Annotated in this window: 21 protein-coding genes; 7 read left to right on the top strand and 14 right to left on the bottom strand. The window is 42.5% G+C overall.

Going from position 1 to position 22,401, the window contains the following annotated elements:
* The first annotated feature begins 116 nt into the window (after nt 1–116).
* Both QMA13_RS17570 and QMA13_RS17565 read left to right on the top strand, forming a co-directional pair.
* Nucleotides 117–1,001 carry a LysR family transcriptional regulator gene (locus tag QMA13_RS17570; RefSeq protein WP_282942984.1) on the top strand — a complete coding sequence of 295 codons (885 nt, stop codon included), beginning with the start codon at nt 117–119 and terminating at the stop codon, nt 999–1,001.
* A 94-nt stretch (nt 1,002–1,095) separates the two neighbouring features.
* The gene (locus QMA13_RS17565) at nt 1,096–2,496 is read left to right on the top strand and encodes a carboxylesterase/lipase family protein (protein WP_282942983.1); all 1,401 of its coding nucleotides are present in this window, start codon (nt 1,096–1,098) and stop codon (nt 2,494–2,496) included.
* A gap of 252 nt (nt 2,497–2,748) precedes the next feature.
* Here the strand turns inward: QMA13_RS17565 and QMA13_RS17560 are convergent, their stop codons facing one another.
* The gene (locus tag QMA13_RS17560) at nt 2,749–3,876 is read right to left on the bottom strand and encodes a glycoside hydrolase family 88/105 protein (protein ID WP_282942982.1); all 1,128 of its coding nucleotides are present in this window, start codon (nt 3,874–3,876) and stop codon (nt 2,749–2,751) included.
* 147 nt (nt 3,877–4,023) lie between these two features.
* Here QMA13_RS17560 and QMA13_RS17555 point away from each other — a divergent pair, with 147 nt between their 5' ends.
* The gene (locus QMA13_RS17555) at nt 4,024–4,860 is read left to right on the top strand and encodes an AraC family transcriptional regulator (RefSeq protein WP_282942980.1); all 837 of its coding nucleotides are present in this window, start codon (nt 4,024–4,026) and stop codon (nt 4,858–4,860) included.
* A 641-nt stretch (nt 4,861–5,501) separates the two neighbouring features.
* Here QMA13_RS17555 and QMA13_RS17550 read toward each other — a convergent pair.
* Nucleotides 5,502–6,581, bottom strand: a complete 1,080-nt coding sequence (locus QMA13_RS17550; RefSeq protein ID WP_282942979.1) for a Gfo/Idh/MocA family protein — start codon at nt 6,579–6,581, stop codon at nt 5,502–5,504.
* Between the two features lie 202 nt (nt 6,582–6,783).
* Complete coding sequence (locus QMA13_RS17545; RefSeq protein ID WP_282942978.1) at nt 6,784–6,948, bottom strand: hypothetical protein; 165 nt, start codon at nt 6,946–6,948, stop codon at nt 6,784–6,786.
* 237 nt (nt 6,949–7,185) lie between these two features.
* Here QMA13_RS17545 and QMA13_RS17540 point away from each other — a divergent pair, with 237 nt between their 5' ends.
* On the top strand, nt 7,186–9,063 hold the full coding sequence (locus QMA13_RS17540) for an LTA synthase family protein (RefSeq protein WP_282942977.1): 1,878 nt from the start codon (nt 7,186–7,188) through the stop codon (nt 9,061–9,063).
* A 515-nt stretch (nt 9,064–9,578) separates the two neighbouring features.
* Here QMA13_RS17540 and QMA13_RS17535 read toward each other — a convergent pair.
* The 10 genes from QMA13_RS17535 to QMA13_RS17490 form a co-directional block, all read right to left on the bottom strand.
* Nucleotides 9,579–10,031 (bottom strand): VOC family protein, encoded by a 453-nt coding sequence (locus QMA13_RS17535; protein ID WP_282942975.1) that lies wholly within the window; start codon nt 10,029–10,031, stop codon nt 9,579–9,581.
* Between the two features lie 545 nt (nt 10,032–10,576).
* Nucleotides 10,577–11,095 carry a hypothetical protein gene (locus tag QMA13_RS17530; protein ID WP_282942973.1) on the bottom strand — a complete coding sequence of 173 codons (519 nt, stop codon included), beginning with the start codon at nt 11,093–11,095 and terminating at the stop codon, nt 10,577–10,579.
* Between the two features lie 728 nt (nt 11,096–11,823).
* Complete coding sequence (locus tag QMA13_RS17525; protein WP_282942971.1) at nt 11,824–12,312, bottom strand: DUF2199 domain-containing protein; 489 nt, start codon at nt 12,310–12,312, stop codon at nt 11,824–11,826.
* Nucleotides 12,313–13,007: 695 nt separating this feature from the next.
* Nucleotides 13,008–13,166, bottom strand: a complete 159-nt coding sequence (locus QMA13_RS17520; RefSeq protein WP_282942969.1) for a hypothetical protein — start codon at nt 13,164–13,166, stop codon at nt 13,008–13,010.
* 265 nt (nt 13,167–13,431) lie between these two features.
* Nucleotides 13,432–13,890 (bottom strand): DUF2269 family protein, encoded by a 459-nt coding sequence (locus QMA13_RS17515; protein WP_282942968.1) that lies wholly within the window; start codon nt 13,888–13,890, stop codon nt 13,432–13,434.
* 14 nt (nt 13,891–13,904) lie between these two features.
* Nucleotides 13,905–14,633: an NAD(P)-dependent oxidoreductase gene (locus QMA13_RS17510; protein WP_282942966.1), complete on the bottom strand. Its 729-nt coding sequence runs from the start codon at nt 14,631–14,633 to the stop codon at nt 13,905–13,907.
* Nucleotides 14,634–14,961: 328 nt separating this feature from the next.
* Nucleotides 14,962–15,294, bottom strand: a complete 333-nt coding sequence (locus QMA13_RS17505) for a winged helix-turn-helix transcriptional regulator (protein ID WP_282942964.1) — start codon at nt 15,292–15,294, stop codon at nt 14,962–14,964.
* A gap of 320 nt (nt 15,295–15,614) precedes the next feature.
* Nucleotides 15,615–16,097 carry an NUDIX hydrolase gene (locus QMA13_RS17500; protein WP_282942962.1) on the bottom strand — a complete coding sequence of 161 codons (483 nt, stop codon included), beginning with the start codon at nt 16,095–16,097 and terminating at the stop codon, nt 15,615–15,617.
* Nucleotides 16,098–16,419: 322 nt separating this feature from the next.
* Nucleotides 16,420–17,451 (bottom strand): aminoglycoside phosphotransferase family protein, encoded by a 1,032-nt coding sequence (locus QMA13_RS17495; RefSeq protein WP_349254215.1) that lies wholly within the window; start codon nt 17,449–17,451, stop codon nt 16,420–16,422.
* Nucleotides 17,452–17,659: 208 nt separating this feature from the next.
* On the bottom strand, nt 17,660–17,995 hold the full coding sequence (locus QMA13_RS17490; RefSeq protein ID WP_282942960.1) for a hypothetical protein: 336 nt from the start codon (nt 17,993–17,995) through the stop codon (nt 17,660–17,662).
* Between the two features lie 281 nt (nt 17,996–18,276).
* Between QMA13_RS17490 and QMA13_RS17485 the strand changes: the two genes are divergently transcribed.
* The 3 genes from QMA13_RS17485 (at nt 18,277) to QMA13_RS17475 (ending at nt 20,944) form a co-directional block, all read left to right on the top strand.
* A complete protein-coding gene (locus QMA13_RS17485) occupies nt 18,277–18,984 on the top strand; it encodes a YHYH domain-containing protein (RefSeq protein WP_282942958.1) in 708 nt (235 codons plus the stop codon).
* 909 nt (nt 18,985–19,893) lie between these two features.
* Complete coding sequence (locus QMA13_RS17480) at nt 19,894–20,511, top strand: TetR/AcrR family transcriptional regulator (RefSeq protein WP_282942956.1); 618 nt, start codon at nt 19,894–19,896, stop codon at nt 20,509–20,511.
* A gap of 52 nt (nt 20,512–20,563) precedes the next feature.
* Nucleotides 20,564–20,944 (top strand): hypothetical protein, encoded by a 381-nt coding sequence (locus tag QMA13_RS17475; protein WP_282942954.1) that lies wholly within the window; start codon nt 20,564–20,566, stop codon nt 20,942–20,944.
* A 544-nt stretch (nt 20,945–21,488) separates the two neighbouring features.
* Here the strand turns inward: QMA13_RS17475 and QMA13_RS17470 are convergent.
* Nucleotides 21,489–22,400, bottom strand: a complete 912-nt coding sequence (locus QMA13_RS17470; protein WP_282942952.1) for an acetamidase/formamidase family protein — start codon at nt 22,398–22,400, stop codon at nt 21,489–21,491.
* Nucleotide 22,401 lies beyond the last annotated feature (1 nt).

The raw sequence follows: 22,401 nt of genomic DNA, 5'->3' as shown, positions 1-22,401 counted from the left end.
TGCAGGAACTGGTTATCACTTTTCTATTAATATTAAGCTTGATTCTTTATTAATAAAAATACATATTTAAATATAGTTGATATAACCAAACTGATATAAAGGTGGGACATGACATTATGGAACTACAACAACTGATCTATTTCCAACAGGTGGCACATTCCGAGAATATAACCCGTACAGCCGGAGATTTACGAGTTTCCCAACCGGCCTTAAGCAAAATGATTCGTACTCTCGAAGAAGAGCTGGGTGCATCCTTATTTGATCGTAAAGGCAAACGAATCGAATTAAACACAAGGGGCAAAAAATTTCTGAAGAGAGTCGAAGCTGCGCTGAATGAATTGAACGAAGCTAGAAATGAGATCCAGGACGAAGAAGGAGAAGTGAAAGGCACTATCCGCTTAAGTTTCGATGTCGCTTCCTCCATTATTCCCAACTTAATAAGAGAGTTCCGTACGCTTCACCCAGATGTTACGTTTCAGCTTTCCCAGCATGACACTTACACCGCGTCAACAAACTTCGATCTTTGTGTAACCTCATTGCCGATCGGCCTCCATGGTACAGAAAAGACTGTGTTGTTGAACGAAGAAATTGTACTTGCTGTCCCAAAGGATAACCCTTTATCCAACCAGGCAAGCCTTCGATTGGAACAGATCGCGAATGAAGGTCTAATCAGCCTTAAGAGAGGTCGTAGTTTGCGGGAGAAGACCGACGCCTTCTGCAAAGTGGCAGGATTTATCCCTCGCATCACTTTCGAAAGCGATGATCCGGCTACCGTGAGAGCCCTCATACGGGCGGGACAAGGCATTTCATTTATCCCTTCCATTACATGGAAAGGCGCTACAGATGAATCCATACGGCTTCTGAGAATTGAGCATCCTATCTGTTCCAGGTCCATAGAGCTGCACTGGAAAAAGGACCATTATCTAGGGCAAGCAGCACGGACTTTCCGCGAGTTTCTTATCGAATATTTCCACGAAGCTGAAGCTCGACATATAACCTAACAGTTATTTAAACCATATACGATTATATATTATTCAATATGGATATGGTCCGATATAATGGTCTAAGCAAACATCCTATCTGGAGGCTATACAATTGATTATTAACACGAACTTAGGTCAAGTACAGGGTATTCAGCAAGGTGAACTTTACATTTTTCGCGGAATTCCTTATGCAGAGGCCCCAGTCGCCGAGCGCCGATTTTTGCCGCCGTATCCCAAGCTGCCCTGGGAGGGAGTATTGGATGCTAGCCGATTCGGCCCCAGGTCGTACCAGCCGGATAACGATCAGAAGCAATTCCTCAAGGAACAATCCGAGGATTGTTTAAGTCTCAACATCTGGACATCAGGTGTGGAGCAAGCGAACCGTCCAGTTCTTGTCAACATCCATGGCGGGGGATTTGTTAGTGGAACGGGCGCGGAATTTGCGGGTGTGACTTTTGCCAAACGGGATAACATAGTGTGCGTTTCCCTTAACTACCGACTGGGGGCATTAGGCTTTCTATATTTGGGCGATCTGCTGGATGATGCCTATCGGACCTCCGGAAACAACGGGATACTGGACATCGTTGCAGCACTTAAGTGGATCAAAGAGAATATTTCATCTTTTGGAGGCGACCCCAACCGTATTACCATTTCGGGTGTATCGGCCGGTGCCAAGTGCGTAAGTACGCTGCTAGCTGTACCCACTGCTCAAGGATTATTTCACCAAGTCATTGCCCGAAGTGGCGCAATGCAGTCTATCCGTGACACACACACTGCCAACCTAATTACTCTGCGGCTTCTGGATAAACTGGGCATTCCGCATGAGGAAGCTCATCGATTACTGACACTTCCGGCACAAAAGATTGTGGAAGCTCAAGATAACAGCCTTCACACTTTTGGACCTGTGCGCGATGGACTCACGATCCCAATGGAACCTAATGCTGAGTTTCTCGGTAAGCTTAACGACAATATTCCATTGCTATTGGGGACTAATAAGGACGAAGCCGTATCCTTCATCTCGAACTCGTCCGGACTGAAAGTGCAAAACGAAGAAGTTCTGAATTCCTTATTCGGGACGAACAGCGGGCTGGTCTTGGATGCGTATCGTAAAGCAGCCCTCCAAAAAACTGCTGATGAAGCTTGGAAAGACACGCTAACCGACTGCTTATACCGAATTGCGGCCGTCCGTCTCGCGGAGATGGCAGCAGAACACGGGAATCCCGTATGGCTATACCGTTTCGAGTATACAGGTGAACAAGGAGCCATTCACGGAGCGGAAGGTCCGTTTATCATCGACTCCAATCCGGCAGAAGGAAAAGAGCTTGCAGCTCGTATGCATGCGGCGTGGGCCGCCTTTATCCACTCAGGTAAGCCGAAAGCTGAGGGGCTTCCCGAATGGACCGCGTTCACCTTATCTGATCGTTCGACGATGATCCTAAACCAGGAGTGTATACTGGAGCATGAAGCCGACTTGAGCGATAACCTGTTTCCAATGCAGGTGATATTCCTCTAATAGGCAGCTGTGACCATGACTGGACTTCCTCTCCGCTTTCCCACTTATACTGTTCAGCTGGTTACCAGCTATCACCATTCAAACACCTTGCGTAAAAACTAAGCGGATGCAGCATGGGGGTGTTTGAGGTAGCTCGCATGGGTGAACTAGACACCACCTATAAGGTGGGGCTGTCAAATAGCGTGAATCTTTATGAGAAACAAAAAAACTGAAGCCTCACGGGGCTACAGTTTTTTTGTTTCATATGATATATTATTCCACTCTTTGCGCTTTGCTCATTTCCACACACATGAGAATAAAGGCTCCTGCGCCGTGCAGATCATTCTCGCTGGTAGGGCGGGCAATATAGTGGGCGTAGTCACCAATGCCTGTGCCGATGCAGATGTTGCCGATGACCGCATGGCCGTTCTCATCGAATTTTAATGTGTCAATAACGCCTTGATAGCCCTTCCAGGCATATTCCAGATACTTCGCATCCAGATAGCCGAAGCGCACGGCCTTCGCTATGGCGTGAACGTACAGGGAAGTACAGGAATTTTCCAGCCAGTTGTCCGGCTGATCTCCTTTATCGACCACCTGGTACCATAAACCGGTTTCGGCATCCTGGAAATTAGGCAAAGCGATCAACAGGTCCTGAAGAATGCTTACCAGCTTCGGCTTATCCTTATGATCCTCAGGAAAGTATTCAAACATTTCCAGCAGGGCGACAGGGAACCAGCCGATCGCACGACCCCAGAACTCCGGAGCGAGGCCAGTTACGGGGTCAGCCCATTTCGCCTGCTTGGTTTCATCCCAACCGTGATACAGCAAGCCGGTCTTCGGATCCTTCGTATGCTTCTCCATCAGAATTGCCTGGTAAGTCATCATGTCGAAGTACTCGCTTTCACCGAAGGTCTTGCCATACATAACGGCAATCGGCCCGGCCATATACAACAAGTCCAGCCACATTTGATTCGGATAACGATCCTTATGCCAGAACCCGCCTGATGGGTTCGTTTTCCATGATTTAAATAGGGGTACTAGCGTATGCAGTGCTTTGGTATACCGCTCGTCTCCTGTTTGCTGATATAGGTTAAAAAGGAGCACGCCCGGCTGAATATCATCGAATTCACCGGGGTTATACTTCTTGATGCTGCCATCCTCAAGAATCTGGCTGTCCACCCAGCGTTTGATATAATCGTAATATTTATTGTTTTTGGTCTCACGCCAGGTTTTCTCCATGCCGGACAAAAAGACCCCCTGATGATAATGGAACCTGTCCGGCGGAAGGTTTTCCGGCTCGAACTTGTACATCAATGCTTCACATGCCTTCTCCGCCCATTGAATGGGAGTTAGTTCTGCCTGCATTGTTTTCTGGGAATTTGTTTCTGAAGAATTCATCGTACTTATCCTCCTTTATGTTCTACACCTATACTATCACAACAAAATGTACATTATTTGCGAAAAAACGTTATTTCTTCTTATTTCTTGCGCTTGATGTTAGGTGTATAATGAGGTAAGACAAGCGGTGTAAAGGCGGTGAACAGGTTGGGAAGTCTTTATTACGGTAACGACGAAGGGACTTTCTTGGTATCCCACCGGAAGGCACTTAGTCACCATATGCCGACCAATCATTTTCATAGCACGTATGAATTTTATTATCTGATGTCCGGCCAAAGGGAATTTTTTATCAAAGACCGGACAATGGTGTTAAACGGAGGAGATATCATCATCATCTCGCCTAATATCCTGCATCGGACTACAAATGCGGAAATGCCGAAGCATGAGCGGCTCATCGTAAATATTCATGAAAATTATATGACCTCGGTAAATGAATCCTATAGGGAAATTCTCCATCCTCTGTTTGAGAGGGATTATATTATCGTGAAAGGCTCCGAGCTTGACCGCCCTTCTGTGGAGGTGCTGGCGCACGCCATCATGCAGGAGGTACAGGAACGAAAGCCGGGCTTCGAGATGTATGCTCAGACCTTAATACTGCAGCTTCTTATTACCTGCTGCCGGCACATGAAACAAAAAAGCCCGGAACCGTTGGAATTTCCCAGTATCAAGCATGAAAGAATCTCAGAAATCGTTTGTTATATTAACAACCATTATATGGAGAAGCTGTCGCTTGACCTGCTGGCGGAGAAATTTTACGTCAGCCCCTACCATGTAAGTCGTTTTTTTAAAGAAGCGACAGGCTTTACCTTCGTGGAGTATTTGAACAGCGTTAGAATAAAGGAAGCGAAAAAGCTGCTGGTACGGTCCTCCATGAAGGTCAATCTGATTTCCCAAAAAGTAGGATTTGGCAGTGTGACGCATTTCGGCAGAGTGTTCAAGTTTGTCACCGGACACCAGCCGTTGTATTACAGAAAGAGCAAGTAAAAGCTGTGTCGGTGTGCGGTTCAAATTCTTGATCTACGAGTTGGGCCTCGATTCCGAAGAGGAAGGCAAGAGCCGGTATCTTAACGCTTGATGACGAAGTATATACAAGAAGTGAACTTAATGAGTTCTGGGCTTTTCGCGCATGCGTGTGAAGGACGGTCTTGTTGCGTAATTTTAATGAGTTACTTAGCGATGAAGGGTTCGCTCCAACATAGGCAACGATATTCAAAACAGAATTTCCCGACTGAAATGCCTGAGGGGGCAATTGACCTCCTGCTTTTACATTTAAGTTATCTATATCAACCGTCGTACCGTCTCTTTTCACTTTCATACGCTCTCGGTATATTTGAGGATTTTTTGCCCCCGTTTTGCTCTGAAACCATATCTCCCATTTACGGTACCAATATCTGAAGTGGTTAATCCAGAATAGATAAAGATCCAAATGGAATGATTAGAACTATAGTTCAAAAATAAGTGCAGTGGCAGCATCGGACTCTAATAAGTCCTATGCTGCCACTTTTTTTGACAAGATACATCTAGATTTAAGGCTTTTTCAAGCTTTTAGGAAAGGATCAGCGTTTACTCCCAACGATACCGAAACAGACCCGAGCGATCTGCAGCAACACACAAGAGCCAAACTATTAAACAAAATCAATGGTTACTTCCCGCTTTAGTAAAGATGATCGTATAATACCATCAATAATGGCTTGATTCCGTACAATTTGCTCTCCAGGAATAGGCGCCGGCTTGCCTTCTAATACGGCATGAACGAAATCACGAACTTTTTCGTAAAACAAATTTCTATTATGATCTATTAGAGGAATTTGACTTTCAGTATGATGACCTCTTACATCATGGAAATAGGAAATGGCACCTACGCTCCCATCAAATACACCACTCCATGGTCCTTTACCGGCAGGCGTAACTTTCAGCCCCCCCTCTGTCCCCAAGAATAAAGTTGGACCCAGAGTATCCATATGCATAGCCCAGGATATTTTAAAATTCAGTACGAGATCATTTTCAAAACGAATCATGGCAACACCGAAATCCTCTACATCGAAACGGCTTGATTCCTTGTGATAGCGTGGATTTGTTCCGAAATAATTACTGCTACTTGCGGAAACTGTAATCGGTTTAGGATAACCCATCGCATTCAGTGCCATATCGAGGGAATAGCAGCCGATATCTGCAATCGCACCTGCTCCAGCAATATCCTTGGAAATAAATGTTCCCCCAGGCATGCCTCTTCTCCGACCTCCGCCAGTTTCTATATAATATACCTTTCCGAGCTGACCAGATTGCACAATATCCTGAATAATTCTCATATTCGGATCATATCTGGGTTGAAAACCTATATTGAGCATGAAGCCAGTTTGCTTCGCAGTTTGGGCCATTTCTATGGCTTCATTTAAAGTAACAGACATCGGCTTTTCCAACATGACGTTCTTACCAGCCTTCAAAGCATCGATAGTGGTTTGATAATGGGCTACATTCGGTGTGCAGATGCTTACGCAATCTAACTCTAATTCCAATAACCTCCTATAGTCATCAAAAGGTTGTGCTGATGGAATATTCCAGAAGTCAATAAACTGTTTAGCCTTCCCTGGTATTACATCCGCAACCGCAACTATTTCTACATCGGTTAGTTCTCGATATGCTTTCACATGCGAGCCAGAAATCCCTCCGCTGCCAATAATACCGATCTTCAATATTCTGCTCATGACGTTTACCTCATCTCTATAAGATAATAATAAAGTAGCATAAGCCCTGAGTTAATATTAGTTCAACATTCAGACAAACTCATTCATATATTACGACGTTTCGTAAAGGAAACAAATAAAACACTTAGTAAGTAGTGAAAAAGGATAAAAATTAGTCAAGTTGCGTAAAACGCTTATATATTTACACAAAATTCGTACTCGATCAGGTATCGATACGAATGGAGGCCGGCACATTGAGGTGGTTACAATCCAGCAATACGGCGAAGGTTGCAACTACACTTCCATGCGGACTGAAAAGACGAGCCGCCATTATGGATTGCTCCCCTATTCCCGCGGCGACATCCAACACCTTTCCCCCCGGTTTCACTTTAGCCGCTTACAGCATGAGTTCCATTGCTTTCCCCGTCATGTGAACTCTCTGTCTCTGGTCCCCAGCAGCAGCAACCCGAAAGTCCGACAATCCATTAGACTGAACGTTACACCTTTTTTCATATTCGCAAATAAGTTCGGCAAATATACGGTTGGAATGTTTAGATTCGGTCTTTTTGGTCAAAAAATGCAATAAGACATATATGAAATTTATACGCACAATGAAGGAGGTACCATGACGCAGTTCGGGATCAGGGCAGAGGGACATTTATTTTTTGTATTTACTTTTATTTTGTGGGTGAAGTTCGCATTACTGCGTTACTTTCTTTTTGATACAGTCGATTTGAAGTGGTGGCTTTTGGATTTGGCAAGTCTCCTTGTAATTACCGGAATCATAGAGATTTGCTTCTCGCATCGCGCCAAGCGGTATGCGTATTGGGTATTCAATGCCACTTTGTCGCTAATCTGTTTTGCGGCTACCCTTTATTTTGAGCATTTCGGGTCGGTTGTTACCTATACCTCCATCCTTGAAATCAAACAGCTTATGCAAATTTCGTCGAGCATTAAAGCGACGATTCATCCGTTGGATTACTTATTTTTCGCGGACCTCGTACTTGGCCTCGTGATTTGGCTTGTGGCGAGGAAGCGCGGCCCGATCCTGAGTGCCGACCGGCCTGTTCGGCGGTCGTCTTTCATCATTGTAACCCTGGTCTGTTTGGGGATCTGCGCCTGGTTCGTTAAAATGGACAAAGGCATCACGAATGAGCTCGTTCGGGCCGAGCAGCTTGGTCTTATGAATTACGAGGTAACCGTGGCCGTCAATGGGATAACCGAAAAAAACAAAATGACATTCTCCAATTTGACGCAAGCACGAACAGTGATCAATCAGGTGGAAGCCGGTTATGGATATAATCCGACGGCAAGCCCTGATCAAAAGCCGAACTATTTCGCAGCCCAGCAGGGAATGAACGTCGTCGTCGTGCAGCTGGAGGCTTTTCAAAACTTTTTGATTAACCTCTCATACCAGGGCAAGGAGTTGACGCCTGTGCTTAATAAGCTGGCTCAGGAAAGCTTCTATTTCCCGCATGTTTTCCAGCAGATCGGCCAAGGCAATACATCCGACGCCGAATTCATGTCCAATACATCCATTTATCCTACGGGGACGATTCCCATGTCAACAGGTTACGGCGATCGGCAGCTCCCCAGTCTTCCAAGGCTGCTTGAGGGTAAAGGATACGAAGCGGATACGTTTCATGTCAACGAAATTCATTTTTGGGATCGGATTAAGTTGTATCCTGCGATCGGGTTTACGCATTATTTTGACAAGCCGTATTATACGAACGACAATTTCAATTCTTTCGGGGCTTCCGACGAAGAATTGTTCCGGGTAGGCTTCAAAGAGCTTACCGAACTACACAATCAAAAAAAGCCATTCTACGCGCAGTTTATAACAGTATCGAGCCACTTCCCATTCACAGTTCCGGTCACATTCGAGAAAATGCCGATACCGGCTGCCTTACAGGGACAGGAGATCGGTAACTATTTGGAAGCTGCCAATTACGCCGATTATGCACTTGGGACGTTTATTGATAAACTGAAGAGCACCGGCCTGTGGGATCAAACCCTTTTCATCGCTTACGGCGACCATTTCGGGCTGCAGCCGGAGGACATTAAGCCGGATGTACTTAGCAGCGAGCTGGGAATTCCTTATCATGAAAGAATCACCCGCTTTAACATCCCGCTGTTTATCCATATGCCGGGCCAAGCCAAAGGTCAAGTGATGAATCAAGTTGGGGGACAGCTCGATATTATGCCGACGATTGCCAACCTGCTTGGCATTTCTTTGAAGGAGGAGGGCTTCGTCCACTTTGGTCAGGATCTGTTAAATATCCAGAAAAATGCCTTCGGCATGAGATATTATTTGCCTACCGGCTCCTTTTTTAATGATCATATTCTGTTTGTCCCTGGAAAAGGATTCGATGACGGAACGGCTGTGTCCTTGCAGACTCTGCAGCCTGTAGCTGATTTCCAGGCCTACAAGGGCGATTATGACTACGTCATGACCTTGATGAAATTGTCGGATCAATATGTGAATTTGCTGCCAAAGCGATAATTAATAATTTCCATAATTGGATGCAGTCGCGATCTAGGAGGAAGAAAAGCGCCTCGCAGTATAATGAAAACAGCATCATGTAGAAAACTCGAGGAAAGGGAAGAACGCGATGGATAGAAGGTCTTTTTTAAAATGGATGGCAGGCGCTCTTTCCCTTTCTTTGCCTCAACCGGCACTTCAGCTGCACAAATACCCGATGATCAAGCAAGGGCTATGACCCGTTGCGTACTTCCATCGTTCCGAGGCGCTTGTTTTTTGCAAAGCAGATCATTAACGCAACAGGAATGCTATCGTCCCCCGTTAATGATTTGGTAAACACATTTAATGTTTGATCAATTGGGTACTTACTCCTTGTTTTACTCCTATTCTCTAGAAAGTAGGCAATTTTGTGTCACATACTACAATGTAGGGAGATTTGTGCATTTTTTGCTGACACAAATCTCCCTACATAAAAAAATAAAAGCCTGATATCTTAAGCTTTTTCATTTCAGTTAAGTCTTCTTTGTAAACGTCACTTATTTATTACCGAGTTGTTCCGCCAAACCGATTAGAAGTCCTTCATTTCCACGAATGTAGCAGAGCCGATACGAGTCCTCGTACTGAACCACTTCGCCAACGAGCTGAGCACCATACTTAGTGAGTCTGGATACCATTTCGTCAATGTCTTCAACGGTGAACATAACGCGTAGATAACCGAGGGCATTTACAGGAGCAGCTCGGTGATCTGATATAGTAGGTGGGGTGAGAAATCGCGAAAGTTCAAGTCGGCTGTGGCCATCTGGGGTAACCATCATAGCAATCTCTACACACTGTGAACCCAGTCCGGTTACGCGACCAGCCCATTCACCATCGACAGTAGCTCGCCCTTCGAGCTTCAAGCCAATCTCCTCGAAGAAAGAGATTGCGTCATCAAGGGATTCTACAACGATGCCAACATTGTCCATTCTTAGTAATTTGTTTTTTGCCATAGTTTTATCTCCTTATGTGTACAAATTTATTACCTGATCATCTTCATATTTATTCTATCAAGAATTACTACTTCCTTCCAAACGATTAACATCTTGTCACAACTGGATAGTGAAAACAACTATAGTTAAACTAACCTTTTGGCTAAGAAAATGAGATAGATCATGTTAGTACCTTCCACGTTATCCTGCCCGTTCGTATAGCTTAATCCCGTAGGGAGTTTTCGTATACCTCATTTTTCGCTTCAAAGAGACTCGTCAGGAATGAGATAATGTTCTTGTCAAAATCGGGAATGTGAACAAGCTCTTGTCATTTGGTTTTGACAAGAGCTTGTTCACATAAAATAAAAAAGCCGCGTTTTACGCGGCAATTAATGAGTAATGTTCTTGTCATCTGACATGCCATTAGCCACATAGTTGTTTGTTATGTTATGTAATGAGGCAGTCGCCACGACCGATCCTATCTATGATTCATCCAGATTTTTTTGCGAGAGGATTATACGATAAATGATTGATAGCTGTATATGCAAACTTACCTTAAGCCTAGTCTATTTCTTGTTCAACGCTCGTACATCGTCTTGAAATGCTTTACTATACTGCTGGAATAATCCCGTATCAAACTTATATGACTTGTCATTGGCTTGGGGCTTATTTTCCTTAAGCTGTTTGTACAAGGTATCCGTTTCACTCGATAGTTTCGTCCATACTTGCTTCAAGCTATCATACTTTGCATCCAACCCCTGTATAAAAGCAGAATATTCCGCTTTCTTCTCCATTGCTTTACCAAGACGGTCAATTGTTAAATCTATGTCTATCTTCTGGCCTGTGCTGCTAGTACCGCTATTTTTATACCAACTGATGTTGACGAACCCTTCATTCCAAACTTCTCCGCTTATAAAATTGCTAATCGCATCGAGTTTTGACTCCACGGTCGGCTCCTCTTTTTTAGCAGAAGCATCAGCCATATTAGCAGAATTAGCAATCTTCTTAATTGCCTCCGCCAGCTTTTCCTCATCGGTTTTTTCTTTTGCGCATCCGGAACTCGCAAATAGCAATACAACGGACATTCCAATCAAAAAACCATTTTTTTGTTGAGTTTAAACATCTCGGTACTCTCCTCTTTTTCAAATGTTTTTTTTCTTTTTAAATATGTTTCGTCTATATATCGGTTTCTTAAATATAAACATGAAGAAATTGATCTTATTATTTATTAATCATGCTCCTGTCGGTTGACTCCTGACTGATGATTTATCCCGATGGTATTTTAACTACTATCTTCACTATGCCTAAGTTTATAGTAAGTATTGTATAAACCCGGATGCAAAAAAGGTCTAGCCGGCATTAAAGCCAAACTGGACCTTACTTTAAGAAACTATAAATCACGGATATACCATGCGTCGCATGCAAGAAAGAAAGCATCAACCTGCTCATCAAGCTTTTGATAGATATCTTTATTTGGGTCGTGAATGAGTTTATACCAATCGTCCATATATCAACCCATGAAAATATTCTGAATAAATTAGATTGATGAACAGACTCAAGCTATTCTGAAAGTATTAACGAAAACTGCCCTTTAGCTGAAAAGCATGTTCGCTTATTTCTAATAACGTTGTTGTGTTCCCGAACCCTCCCCCCTAAGACGCGTTAGTGCCGGGTCCTACGGACTTGGGCGGTGCAGGGTTGTCTCCCTGATTCTTTATCTCGAATTGCCTCGGGAAAACCAAAGCTCCGCAGCGGGAACACTGTGTTATAAGATGTCGGCAACTTCTTCGACTGTACTTTCAAATTCTTCTTATCACTGACAATGATTTATTAAATGTGCAATTTCTTTAACTCTCTCCATTGTAATTCCTTCTCTTTGTTCAATTGCAAGTGGATGATTCGTTTGTTCTAATTCAATTAATGGAACAGCACCAACTTCTTGTGTATGTACCATTGTCTTTATCGATAATGTAGTTACTGGATATATTGAAAGTTCAGTCGATAACCAACCAAAATAAGGTTTTTCATTTTCCCTTCCTTCTATGTGCAATAATTCATTAGATTTCAGAAAATTTTCTTCACTAAGAGAAACCCAGACACTCCATATAAATTTCTCTTTACAATCAATTATTGGTATTTCAATATGTCCTCTAATAAAGAAATGCTGTTCATCAATTACACAAAAATCTCTAATTAATTCTGTTCTTTTCTCTTCTGGTACAGTGTAAAAATAATATGGTGCTTCCATTCCGTAACATAAAGGAAGTTCACATAATTCGTTGTTACAGTGAGGGCATTTCATGTTTTCTGCTCCTTATCATTTCTCCCCAATTTCTTCTTAAAACGTATTATCTCTGCGACACCCTTCGCAGATCCCTCTTAGCCATATCTATATTTACGACAGACTTTATTACATTTTGGAAAACTATTCCTCCCTAATCATCATAAACATCTCTATTTACCTTACCATATTATTCATTTCTTGGATATTCCCATTAAAGTAGCCTGCCCGTTAGTTCAATGGAGTAAAATCGAGCCTCTTAAAGCGGACCCCCTGAACTTTGGAGCCAATTCACCACGTTTTCAAATTCAGAATAAGGAACTTCAAAAGCAAAATGAACTGGAACTAGAGGTTCTACGACTTCTTTAAAAGACAATGTAAAGTATTCAGTCGGCTGGAAATATATTTCATTATCTGATTCGAAAACAATAGGAAAACGTAATTGGTCATGATAGAATTGTTTAACACCTTGCACTGAAACTGTATTTAACTGAAGCTCTGAGAAGTGAGTTATCATGGCATTCTACGCCCCTTTCCGGAATTACAATTATTAATTGATTAAAATTATATCCAATAAAAGGATATTGAACCAATATATATTTTATACTATAGTTATAGGCAATAACTATAGAGCATTTAATCCTCATCTGCTTAGCTGGTTTAGTTCAACAGGCTGCCTATAATTCCGGCAGCCTATCGTTGTTGTTGTGCTCTCGTTATCCGTTAGCGGAATGGTTATTGCATTTTCCTTTCATTAATTCAATAATCCTTTCGTTTTGGTCAATTTGAGTTATGATATTTGAGTTAAGTTTTTGAATAGCAACAAATATTCCAAACAATGCACCTAAAATTAAGAATCCTACAAGACCATCCATAAATGACTCCTTTCACAAAAAAACATGGTTTTGGAACACAAAACAATCTTATTTTCCATTCCATTGATATTCGTGATAATAAACTTAATTTCCTTTTTATGTAATATGTCCAATGGGTATGGTTGCACTAATCTGCCCGTTACTTCAATAAACAAAAAAAGGAGCTTCCGTAAAGCAAGCGCCTTTTCCACAATGGAAAGTCCTTTTACTGATGTTTACTATGCGTTAGCGGTCAAAATGTGTTAGGATGCTCCCATCGGCTTCTTTAAAATGGCTTAACGACCATAAGTACCAATATGGTAATCATCAGCAGTTGTGCTGCCGTCTCGATTGGTACGATCTTTTTTATCAGCAGTCCGAACTCGGCGGGTATTTCATTACCCTGGTCTTGACTTTCAGATATGATCTTTATGATCTTTTTCATACGCGGCTCGATCCATCCGTCGATCATGACGACCATGAGCAGCGATAAAAGGATGGATACATTCAGCCACATTTGGGATAACCCCATCTTGGTTATGATCATAAGCCAAACCCCGGTTAAAATAAGTACGGTTCCGCCAATTTTAGGCATTACGGCAAGCTTGGTCGTTATACCAAAAGCAAAGTGCAGCTGGCTGACGGTTCTAGCGGATCTTCGAATGATGGGCATCACGAAAGCGGGGCCAATTATGGCGATCGAAGCCAATATATGCAAAACGAGCAGTAATCCAAACAAACCCATTATCCCACTTCTCCTCAGCGCACCGTAATATTGCTTTGATAGGCTAGACCGATCCTTTTTCTTTTAAACGCTCCTCCGAGCTCAAGATGGTCCAACATACATTTTGCGACATCGTCATAAGCAACATTCAGCTCTTGAAGTCGGCTGAACAAGTGACCGGCTATTTCTGCCTCGGAATATTCCTTGATCGTCTCCGGAATCGGAATGGGCAAGGTTTCCGTTGTTACATGTAGATGAACCGGATCTGGATGCTCTCTCGAATCAATCATTGTTCCCGGACACATAATGGACCAATCGAGCTGAGTCTGTTGCAGCCTTTCGAAATTCCGGTTGTGATTTCTATACTCAGGCGGGAAGCCGGGTAAATTGTTGCCGATAAGATCAGTATTTGGAATATCCAGCAGGCCGGCTCCTCCCATTATCCATACTCGCCCAGAGAAACTGGGTTGGAATTCACATTGGCTTATAATGTTATCGACGATACGAACAAACTCTTCTCCCTGGCCCGCATGGCCGGCTGCAATAATAGCGGCGTCTTGATGCGCGAGCGCCTCACCAACGCTCACCGGGTCCATAATATCATCCACGATCACCTTCACATGCATTGCGGAATGCTCACCTAGTTGATCGTAAAGCTTCTCAGAATTTCGCACAAATGCGGTCATTTCATGCCCCATTTTTATCCCTTGTACCAACAATCTTTTCCCTGTATTTCCCGTCGCTCCAAAAACAATAATTTTCATTGTTCTTTCCTCCTCTTAAATGGGCCCCAATATTTGGTTAACTCAAGCTTAACATCGCTTCAATATTATGTTAAGAACCCACTTTAAAGTAGGGTACTTACTTAAAAGTAAGCATGACAGAAAGGGATACCATAATTCGCGGAGGTCGGGAGGACAGGGAAATTCTAGAGACAGAATGGTGAAATTCTACACTATAAGGAGTTTTATTATCTCAAACCCGATATTCATATCAGGAATGCGACTGTAGGTAAACAAAAGCTGCCCGGAATCCCGTGGCAGCTTTTGTTTTGAGTTGATTGAATTAGTGTACAAGTTCATTGAACCAGCTTTATGATGCTGACTCTTCATATTTCCGCTTATTATGATTTTCTCCCCAAGCACACATGACTTCTGCTACAGGAATCAATGTTCTGCCGTATTCACTAAGAGAATATTCTACTTTTGGAGGGATATCAGGGTAGACCGTTCTATCGACTATGCCTTCTCGTTCCAAATCTCGGAGATGTTGTGAAAGCATTTTTTGTGAAACATCAGGTATAAGCTTTTCCAGATCGTTGAATCTCTTTTTGGATTCAATCAAATGCCATAAAATCATTGGCTTCCATTTGCCACCTAAAACATAAATTAGAGTCTCAACTGGACATTCACGCTGATGAATCATTGATAAATCATCCCCTTACTTTTAAGTAAGTGCATTATCTAAAATTAACATAACAATATTTTACGATAGCTCTACAATCAAATCAATCATTGAAACTAAAAAGGATAAAGACATTAACGAATGCAGTACTCACCTCGGCCCTACTTTCCGTCGGGAATGAGATCAAGTTCTTGTCAAAATCGGGAATGGGATAAAGTTCTTGTTACCCGAAACGCTATTTGTTTGTTGTTGTCTAGAACTCTCATGTCGCGTTTCGTATATGAAGTAAAGAATAACTCTGTTATTCCCTTAGATGCAGCTATCGTGTCCCGTTAGGTTAATCAAGACCCTTTGAAAGCCAATAAATCTTTTGTGTTAATATGTTTAATATCAGAAATTTGCCCACTTGTAAGCATCTCATATAGACCGTCAGGCACAAGTTTATACTGAAGGTTTTCTTTAAAATCATCTAAGTTCTTCCAAACAGCTAAAAACTTTTTGTCCCCCTCAATCCCTTCAAATTCATTCTTGTTATAGTCATTCATTCGACTAAAGCTCGCTTCATAAATAAAATCGTATTCATGCCCAATTTCTCCGTACCAAGGGAAAATGTGCTCGATAATCCCTATCAATCTTGGTTCAATAATATCAATATTAATTTCCTCTTTTACTTCTCGTATTACAGCTGATTTGCTATCTTCCCCATGCTCAATCGTGCCACCAACTGGGCGAAATGTAATGATACCATCTTCTTCCGGGAATTGTTCAAGTAATATTGATTCTCTTCTTTTAATAATGCAAAGAGAACAAGCCCTATACCGCAAATGTTTCACTCCTCATAGTATTCAATATTTCCTATATATTTCATATTAGGATTTATTTATCCTGCCTGTTAGCGTAACGCGACTGCTGATTGATGCCGACGGCCGCGTCTTAGTTGTTTATTAAGCTATCGTACCTAATTAGCGCAACTTACATATAGTAATAATGTTTTTCTCCATTGTCCTCAAATTGTTTTCTATATTGGGATTGGGATGTAATTCCTAGGATCCTTAACATCTTTGGGGTATGAGGCGGCGTTGCTACGAAAGCGAAACCTGCTGGAATGTCATCAACTGAAATTATATATGGAAATAGTACTGATGTTCATTGTTCATTTCTCATCTCATAGATTTTTTGCAAGGTATGAATGTGCAGCGTTCTTTCATCATCCGTTTCTTGGAGTTTGTTTCCCGATCCTGCGTTCATATACCACTCTACAAGCCTGTACCCGAACATAAGTAGAATCATCTCATATACGCAGTTATCCGTTATGTGTGAAATATCCGCATATTCCGAAAAGCCCTTGTAATATGCCGGGATACATCTACGGTGGTATTCAACCATCTGTTCAATATCGGCTTCGTCCGCGATAAGACTTGCCATATCCTCACCTAAATAGCCCCACCCAGTGGTATCCCAGTCGATGAGTATGGTTTTACCGTCTGAATAGAATATGTTTGCCACCCAAAAATCCCTGTGGCACAGCACGATGGGTAGCTTTTCAATACGGTTGAATATTTTGTCTGCGTTTTCATCAGTGTCGATGAGCATTTTACATATGTGTTTTGGGATTTCGCAATCGTCGGAGCGTATATAATCGTACACTCTTTTCCATGACCGATAATGAAGATAGAAGTTCTTCATATACTCCACTTTGCTCAGGTTGGTCAAGTTCTGTAAAAAAGCAGGCTGTTCGGCATATAATTTGCCTTGGAACCGTCCTAATTCCTCGGCTGCGCGTTCATACATATCGCCGGTCAAGTCTAAACCCGATATGCCGTCGATATATTCCATCCATATCTGCGTTTCGTTTTCTTCTTCGTTCATTTCGACGTGATAACATTCAGGCCAACGGAATGATTCAGAAAACAGAGCGCCGAAATTGGATTTATAAAAATCATATTCCCTACGCCATGAATCGGGATCGCTGTAGCGTTCCCATTTCTTCTGCGTTTTTGAAACGATGTTATAGGGTAATTTCCCGCCGTCAGCGGTTTTGACATTGCCCGTTACAAGCTGAACATCACCCAATTTACCGCCATGTAATTGTTTGGTTTGGAAATCGACGCAGATTATTTTTGTACCGAGCATTTTGCTTAAAACCTGTGTCAGAGTTTCGGCTTTTATTTCGCTCATTATGAAGTCCTCCAATCGTTTTTTAACAATGTGATACATTTTTATAGCTTGTCTCCTCATATTGTTTGGAAAATTATATCATTTTTACTACCAAGTGGTCTCAGATAAAGAATAACCATAATTAAAGATTCCTGCCCTTTAGTTGAGAAAAGGTAACTGACACTAAGCCGGCTACCTTTACAAAGTACTAATTGAGCTATCGTACCTGTTAGTTTAATCTACCAAGCCAAGGTTCAGTCATCCAGACTGACTTTCTGGCAACAAACATAGTGTTTTCATTGATGTTTATGTACATTTCTGTAGGATAATCCTTATATATTGGAGACAAATATTCAGGTAGAATGGCTGCATCAAATGCCCAGATTCCTTCTTTTTCTTCAAATATTAATGATTCCCAAGGTCTTCCATCAGTAACTTCGTTCGTGAAGTACACTCCACTTTCTCTAAATTCATTTGAAAATATTTCCATTATATCCCACAATAGAGACTTATGTTCATCTTTTAGCTTTCCTGTTTGATACTTGAATTCAATTTTTTCTGTCAAGAATAGTAAACTAACTTCCAACCAAGTATCTTAGAGTTCCTTTTTTACTTCAGTTCAAATGCATAATCTTCTGTAATTTTATTTGTAGGAATAACTTATTTTTATTTCACCAAGTTTATCAAAGCAGACTTGAATCTGAGAAAGTTTTTCAGCGTTCATTAAATCACTCCTAGCATCCATCGATATTGTATCTTTAATTATATAACTATTTTTTATTGTCTTTTTTACCAACACATGGTAGTATCTAATAGGCAAATTGTACTAATTTAGGAGGAACTACCATGAAATTCACAAAAGCAGTCATTACACTAGCACTTTTAACATTACCTTTCTCCTCAATTGCGAGTGCACATCCGGGTAGGACAGATTCTAATGGTGGGCATACTTGCCGGACTAATTGTGCTAAATGGGGTTTAAAAAATGGTGAGTATCACTATCATAATGGTAGTGGCGCCAGTGGCTTCTTTATAGGCGTAGATATCCCAAAGAATGAACCTACACCCTCCACATCTGATGTTGAAGAAATTATTCCTTATGGGCATGTTAAAGTTACTCTTCCGACATTTAAGGTTTATATTAACTATAAAACTGGAGCTTCGGACGCTCAAAACTCTACTTTAGAATACCCATTTTTTTTGTATAATGATATCATCTACGCACCGTTGAATTATGATATGTGTTCAACTCTTACGATTGAAAACACTTGGTCAAATGAAGTGGGTTTATCATTAAGAAAAACTGACACAGAGATTGGGGAAGGGGTTCATTTCCAACGTATTGAGTCATCCTCTACTCAACCTACAAAGATGTATGCACACCTTCCAACATTCAATATTTTTGTCAATGATGTATGGGTGGATAATGAGAATGAAGAATATCCATTTTTAGTTTATAAAGATGTAACATACTATCCGATGACTTGGCATCTTAATAGTAAATTTGGTCTAACCACTGCTTTAAAAGACAATAGGTTCGATATATTTAAGTAGATTAATGGCTGCCAATGGCAGCTTTTTATTTTCCAAATCTGAGTTTTATACTGATTGATGTAGTTGACAGAACTCATCTTTTTGAACGCAGATTTGATTATTCCCCATCAAACCTTCAGAGGCTGTACCCTTATAACTCCAGTGTGAATCAAGAGTAAAGTGTTGTTTAGGGTATCTCCACCCTTCTATCTCTTTTCCTAATAAAACAGGTATTTTAACGGATTATTTGCCAACGCCCATCGATTTCCTTCTTATCAAAACATGTAATATTATCAACAATAATCGGATACTAGTACAATTCATTTAATATGTATATTTCTCTTTCAGTGGCTAAAGGGATGAATTTATTTAAAACTTCATCGAGTGCAATTTTATCTTCTGTTCTTTATAAACCTTCTTCGCTTGTACTATCACAGAGGCGCATAGCATGATGCAAACGACATCCGTTGTTAAAGGCTCCGGTAAAAACGTACCCCTCGGCGCGGAACTCTCTAAGATTGAAAATTGAACGATAAATGGCACTCGCGCGACGAAGACTTTCGTACCGATACGTCTCATCCATCAAATTATCGAGTCCTAGTTCAAAACGGATATAAGGACTATTAGTCTTCTTTCCCTTTACAACAATATCTACTGTAAATTTCCTTTTGTTTTTTAAGCCTCATTTTACTCTGTATAATAAACAAAAAAGGAGGCGCAGCAAGCAGCTTCTGTAATATCGTACCCGTTAGTTCAACAAAACTCCTTTACTTGTGATATGGTTCTCCGCACCGTCTGTAACGGCGAGTTTTCCACATAACCATAACGATGTTGTTCAGGTCGATGAAACCTTCAAAATTTGATTGATTATTTTGACCACTCGTACTAAAATTAAGTTGTACGTACTAAATTTAAATCGTGAGGTTAAAAATGAACAACCAAAAAAAGATGTCATTCATTGAAGAGGCAAGGCGAATCCAAATCATGACGTGCGCGATAGAGATTATTTCCTCGAGAGGTTATGCACAAACCTCTTTGGCACAAATTGCCAAAGAAGCTGGGATCAGCAAAGGTGTGATTTCCTACCATTTCTCCAGCAAGGACGATCTGATCGAACAGATTGTGTCCGACTTATACGATTCCGGCTCTTCGTTCATGACACCTTATCTTGCGGCGCAGACGACAGCATTGGGTTGGATTAACACGTATATCGAGAAGAATTTGGTATTCATGGGATCGCATCGAAAGCATGTTATTGCCGTAACGGAGATTGTAATTCATGCAAGGGACGAGGATGGGAAGCCTCGCCATTTCAGGAGCATCGATACGGATGCGACAATCAATTTGCTTGTGAAAATGTTGCAACGGGGCACTATGGAAGGGGATTTTCGGGAATTTACCGATTTCTCTGCTTGTGTTTTGGCGGCTACGATCCGATCAGCCATTGATGGACTCAGCTTTCAGTTAGCAGCGAATCTCGATCTTGATCTGGACGCTTATGCTAAAGAGCTCGTTACTATATTTCAAATGGCTGCACGCAAGGTTTGATCTGTTTTACCCCTTACTCTTAAGCAAAGGAGTGGTAATTATCAATATGAGGTTGAATAAAACATTTGCAGTCGGTATCATCTTGATCCTGATCGGGATCGCGTGGGGTCTGCTATTGGTCGGAATCGGAATGCTCGAATGGTTATTGTTGCTGTCAGGTATCGTCCTCGGGATTATTGCGGGTCTCGTTCAACGCTGGGCAATCACCAGACAAAGACTCGGGCTCATCACACCAGACAAGAAGAGATTATGGATTATCGGCGTCATTGTTGTGCTTATCGTTGTAAAAGTTGCCATTAACGTCTTCATTCCGTCTTATCTTGCGACGAGCAATAGCGGCATCTACCTGTCCATCGTCTACGCTGTCGGGGGTCTCCTCCTCGGTCATGCATTGTATCTCCGATTCAAACCCATGCCTCAGCAGCATGGCTGAGTTTAATCGATTGTGAACTTAAGCTGGGCTCCCAGAAGCAAAGGTACTTTGACCTCTACGAAAGCGACACGATCAATATCGATATGCTTGTCGAGCATAGGTACAAGAACCCTTTGCCCTTCACAATCGTGATCTAGGGGCATCTGCCCCTTCTTCCAAGCGAAATCTCCATCAGCATCGACACTTCTGACACTGTTCTTTCACATCTACGCGGGACCTTCTGGTCCATGATGCATGCTTCTTCCGTGGGATGTGGTGCGGATGATCAACATAAAAAACGATTCTTTGTGTACCTTTCTCGCATTTCTTAGCGCGTAGCCTACAAAGACCTTATACACGAACCATAATTCAATTCCCATACGCAATATAAATAGCCCTCCAGATCAAGCGGCGGATATTAACGAATACTGAAGTCTTCAATCATATCGCGCCCATGTTCGATTCGAGAGTCGATATGATTGTCTGGCTATACCAGATCAAAATGGCGATCGCTCCCGGTTCTATACCGTAGAGCGATCGCCATTTTCTCAGATAAACAGTTCTTTTATAGCATGGACAGCACGGCTTTTGGAACTTTACAAACGACACTGTAGGCGGGGTTGAACACATTGGCCACCTCGTATTCCACAGCCTGGCCCAGGAGCAGGCTTGCTTCCGAGGCAGTCAGGCCGTAGTCTTTCGTCAGCATAGCCAGCATTTCCGTCGTTGCATGCTGCAGCGCTTGATCAAGTGGCCTTGCGTTGCCGATGCAGAACCAGTGCGTGTCCGATTCGCCTCGCGGCCAACCGATCGTTTTCCCCTTCAATACCTGAACAGTGAAACGGACGTCGAGCGATATTTCCACACCGGTGCCTACAATTTCCCCGCAGCCTTGAACGGCATGCCCGTCTCCAAGATGGAAGAGCGCCCCCTCTGCAAAAACCGGAAAATAGACGGTAACACCGGCTACAAGGCCTTTGTAGTCCATATTCCCGCCGTATTCCCCGCTCGTTGCCGTTGAAATCGCCTGATCTTTCGGAGGAGCAACGCCAAAGCAGCCCAAAAACGGGCGCGCTTTCAGCTTCAATCCGGCCAAACCGGACGTCGGCTTTTCCAAAACAACCAAAGCTTGCTCAGCGTCCACAGACCAACGCACAATATCGAATGGCGGCAAAGCTGTGGCAGCTATTGGTTCGACGACGTTCGGCGCCAGCACGTTGAACGTCCAGCCCCAATCCCGGCTCGGCACCATCGACTCAAGCCGTACGGCAAGCGTATCGCCGGGCTGCGCCCCTTCCACATAGAATGGTCCCGTCATCGGATTGCCGCGCCCGGCCACGCTTTCACCTCTGTAGTCCCAGCCTCTGGCGTCTACTGTGGATGTCACGACGGAATCTCCGTCGGCAATTTTGAGTACGGGCTCGTGCGCCCCTATAGTGTTATGGTAATGATTGGGTTGAAAGTGGTGTACAGCCATC

The sequence above is a fragment of the Paenibacillus sp. RC67 genome (assembly GCF_030020805.1).
Classification (GTDB): domain Bacteria; phylum Bacillota; class Bacilli; order Paenibacillales; family NBRC-103111; genus Paenibacillus_S.
This window is presented reverse-complemented; position numbering and strand designations above follow the sequence as displayed.

Coding starts and splice junctions, on each gene's coding strand:
- QMA13_RS17530 (WP_282942973.1), bottom strand. CDS start 11,095: ATGTCCGTTGTATTGCTATTTGCGAGTTCCGGATGCGCAAAAGAAAAA.
- QMA13_RS17535 (WP_282942975.1), bottom strand. CDS start 10,031: ATGGCAAAAAACAAATTACTAAGAATGGACAATGTTGGCATCGTTGTA.
- QMA13_RS17515 (WP_282942968.1), bottom strand. CDS start 13,890: ATGGGTTTGTTTGGATTACTGCTCGTTTTGCATATATTGGCTTCGATC.
- QMA13_RS17540 (WP_282942977.1), top strand. CDS start 7,186: ATGACGCAGTTCGGGATCAGGGCAGAGGGACATTTATTTTTTGTATTT.
- QMA13_RS17525 (WP_282942971.1), bottom strand. CDS start 12,312: ATGAAATGCCCTCACTGTAACAACGAATTATGTGAACTTCCTTTATGT.
- QMA13_RS17560 (WP_282942982.1), bottom strand. CDS start 3,876: ATGAATTCTTCAGAAACAAATTCCCAGAAAACAATGCAGGCAGAACTA.
- QMA13_RS17495 (WP_349254215.1), bottom strand. CDS start 17,451: ATGAGCGAAATAAAAGCCGAAACTCTGACACAGGTTTTAAGCAAAATG.
- QMA13_RS17470 (WP_282942952.1), bottom strand. CDS start 22,400: ATGGCTGTACACCACTTTCAACCCAATCATTACCATAACACTATAGGG.
- QMA13_RS17550 (WP_282942979.1), bottom strand. CDS start 6,581: ATGAGCAGAATATTGAAGATCGGTATTATTGGCAGCGGAGGGATTTCT.
- QMA13_RS17510 (WP_282942966.1), bottom strand. CDS start 14,633: ATGAAAATTATTGTTTTTGGAGCGACGGGAAATACAGGGAAAAGATTG.
- QMA13_RS17520 (WP_282942969.1), bottom strand. CDS start 13,166: ATGGATGGTCTTGTAGGATTCTTAATTTTAGGTGCATTGTTTGGAATA.
- QMA13_RS17505 (WP_282942964.1), bottom strand. CDS start 15,294: ATGATTCATCAGCGTGAATGTCCAGTTGAGACTCTAATTTATGTTTTA.
- QMA13_RS17570 (WP_282942984.1), top strand. CDS start 117: ATGGAACTACAACAACTGATCTATTTCCAACAGGTGGCACATTCCGAG.
- QMA13_RS17480 (WP_282942956.1), top strand. CDS start 19,894: ATGAACAACCAAAAAAAGATGTCATTCATTGAAGAGGCAAGGCGAATC.
- QMA13_RS17485 (WP_282942958.1), top strand. CDS start 18,277: ATGAAATTCACAAAAGCAGTCATTACACTAGCACTTTTAACATTACCT.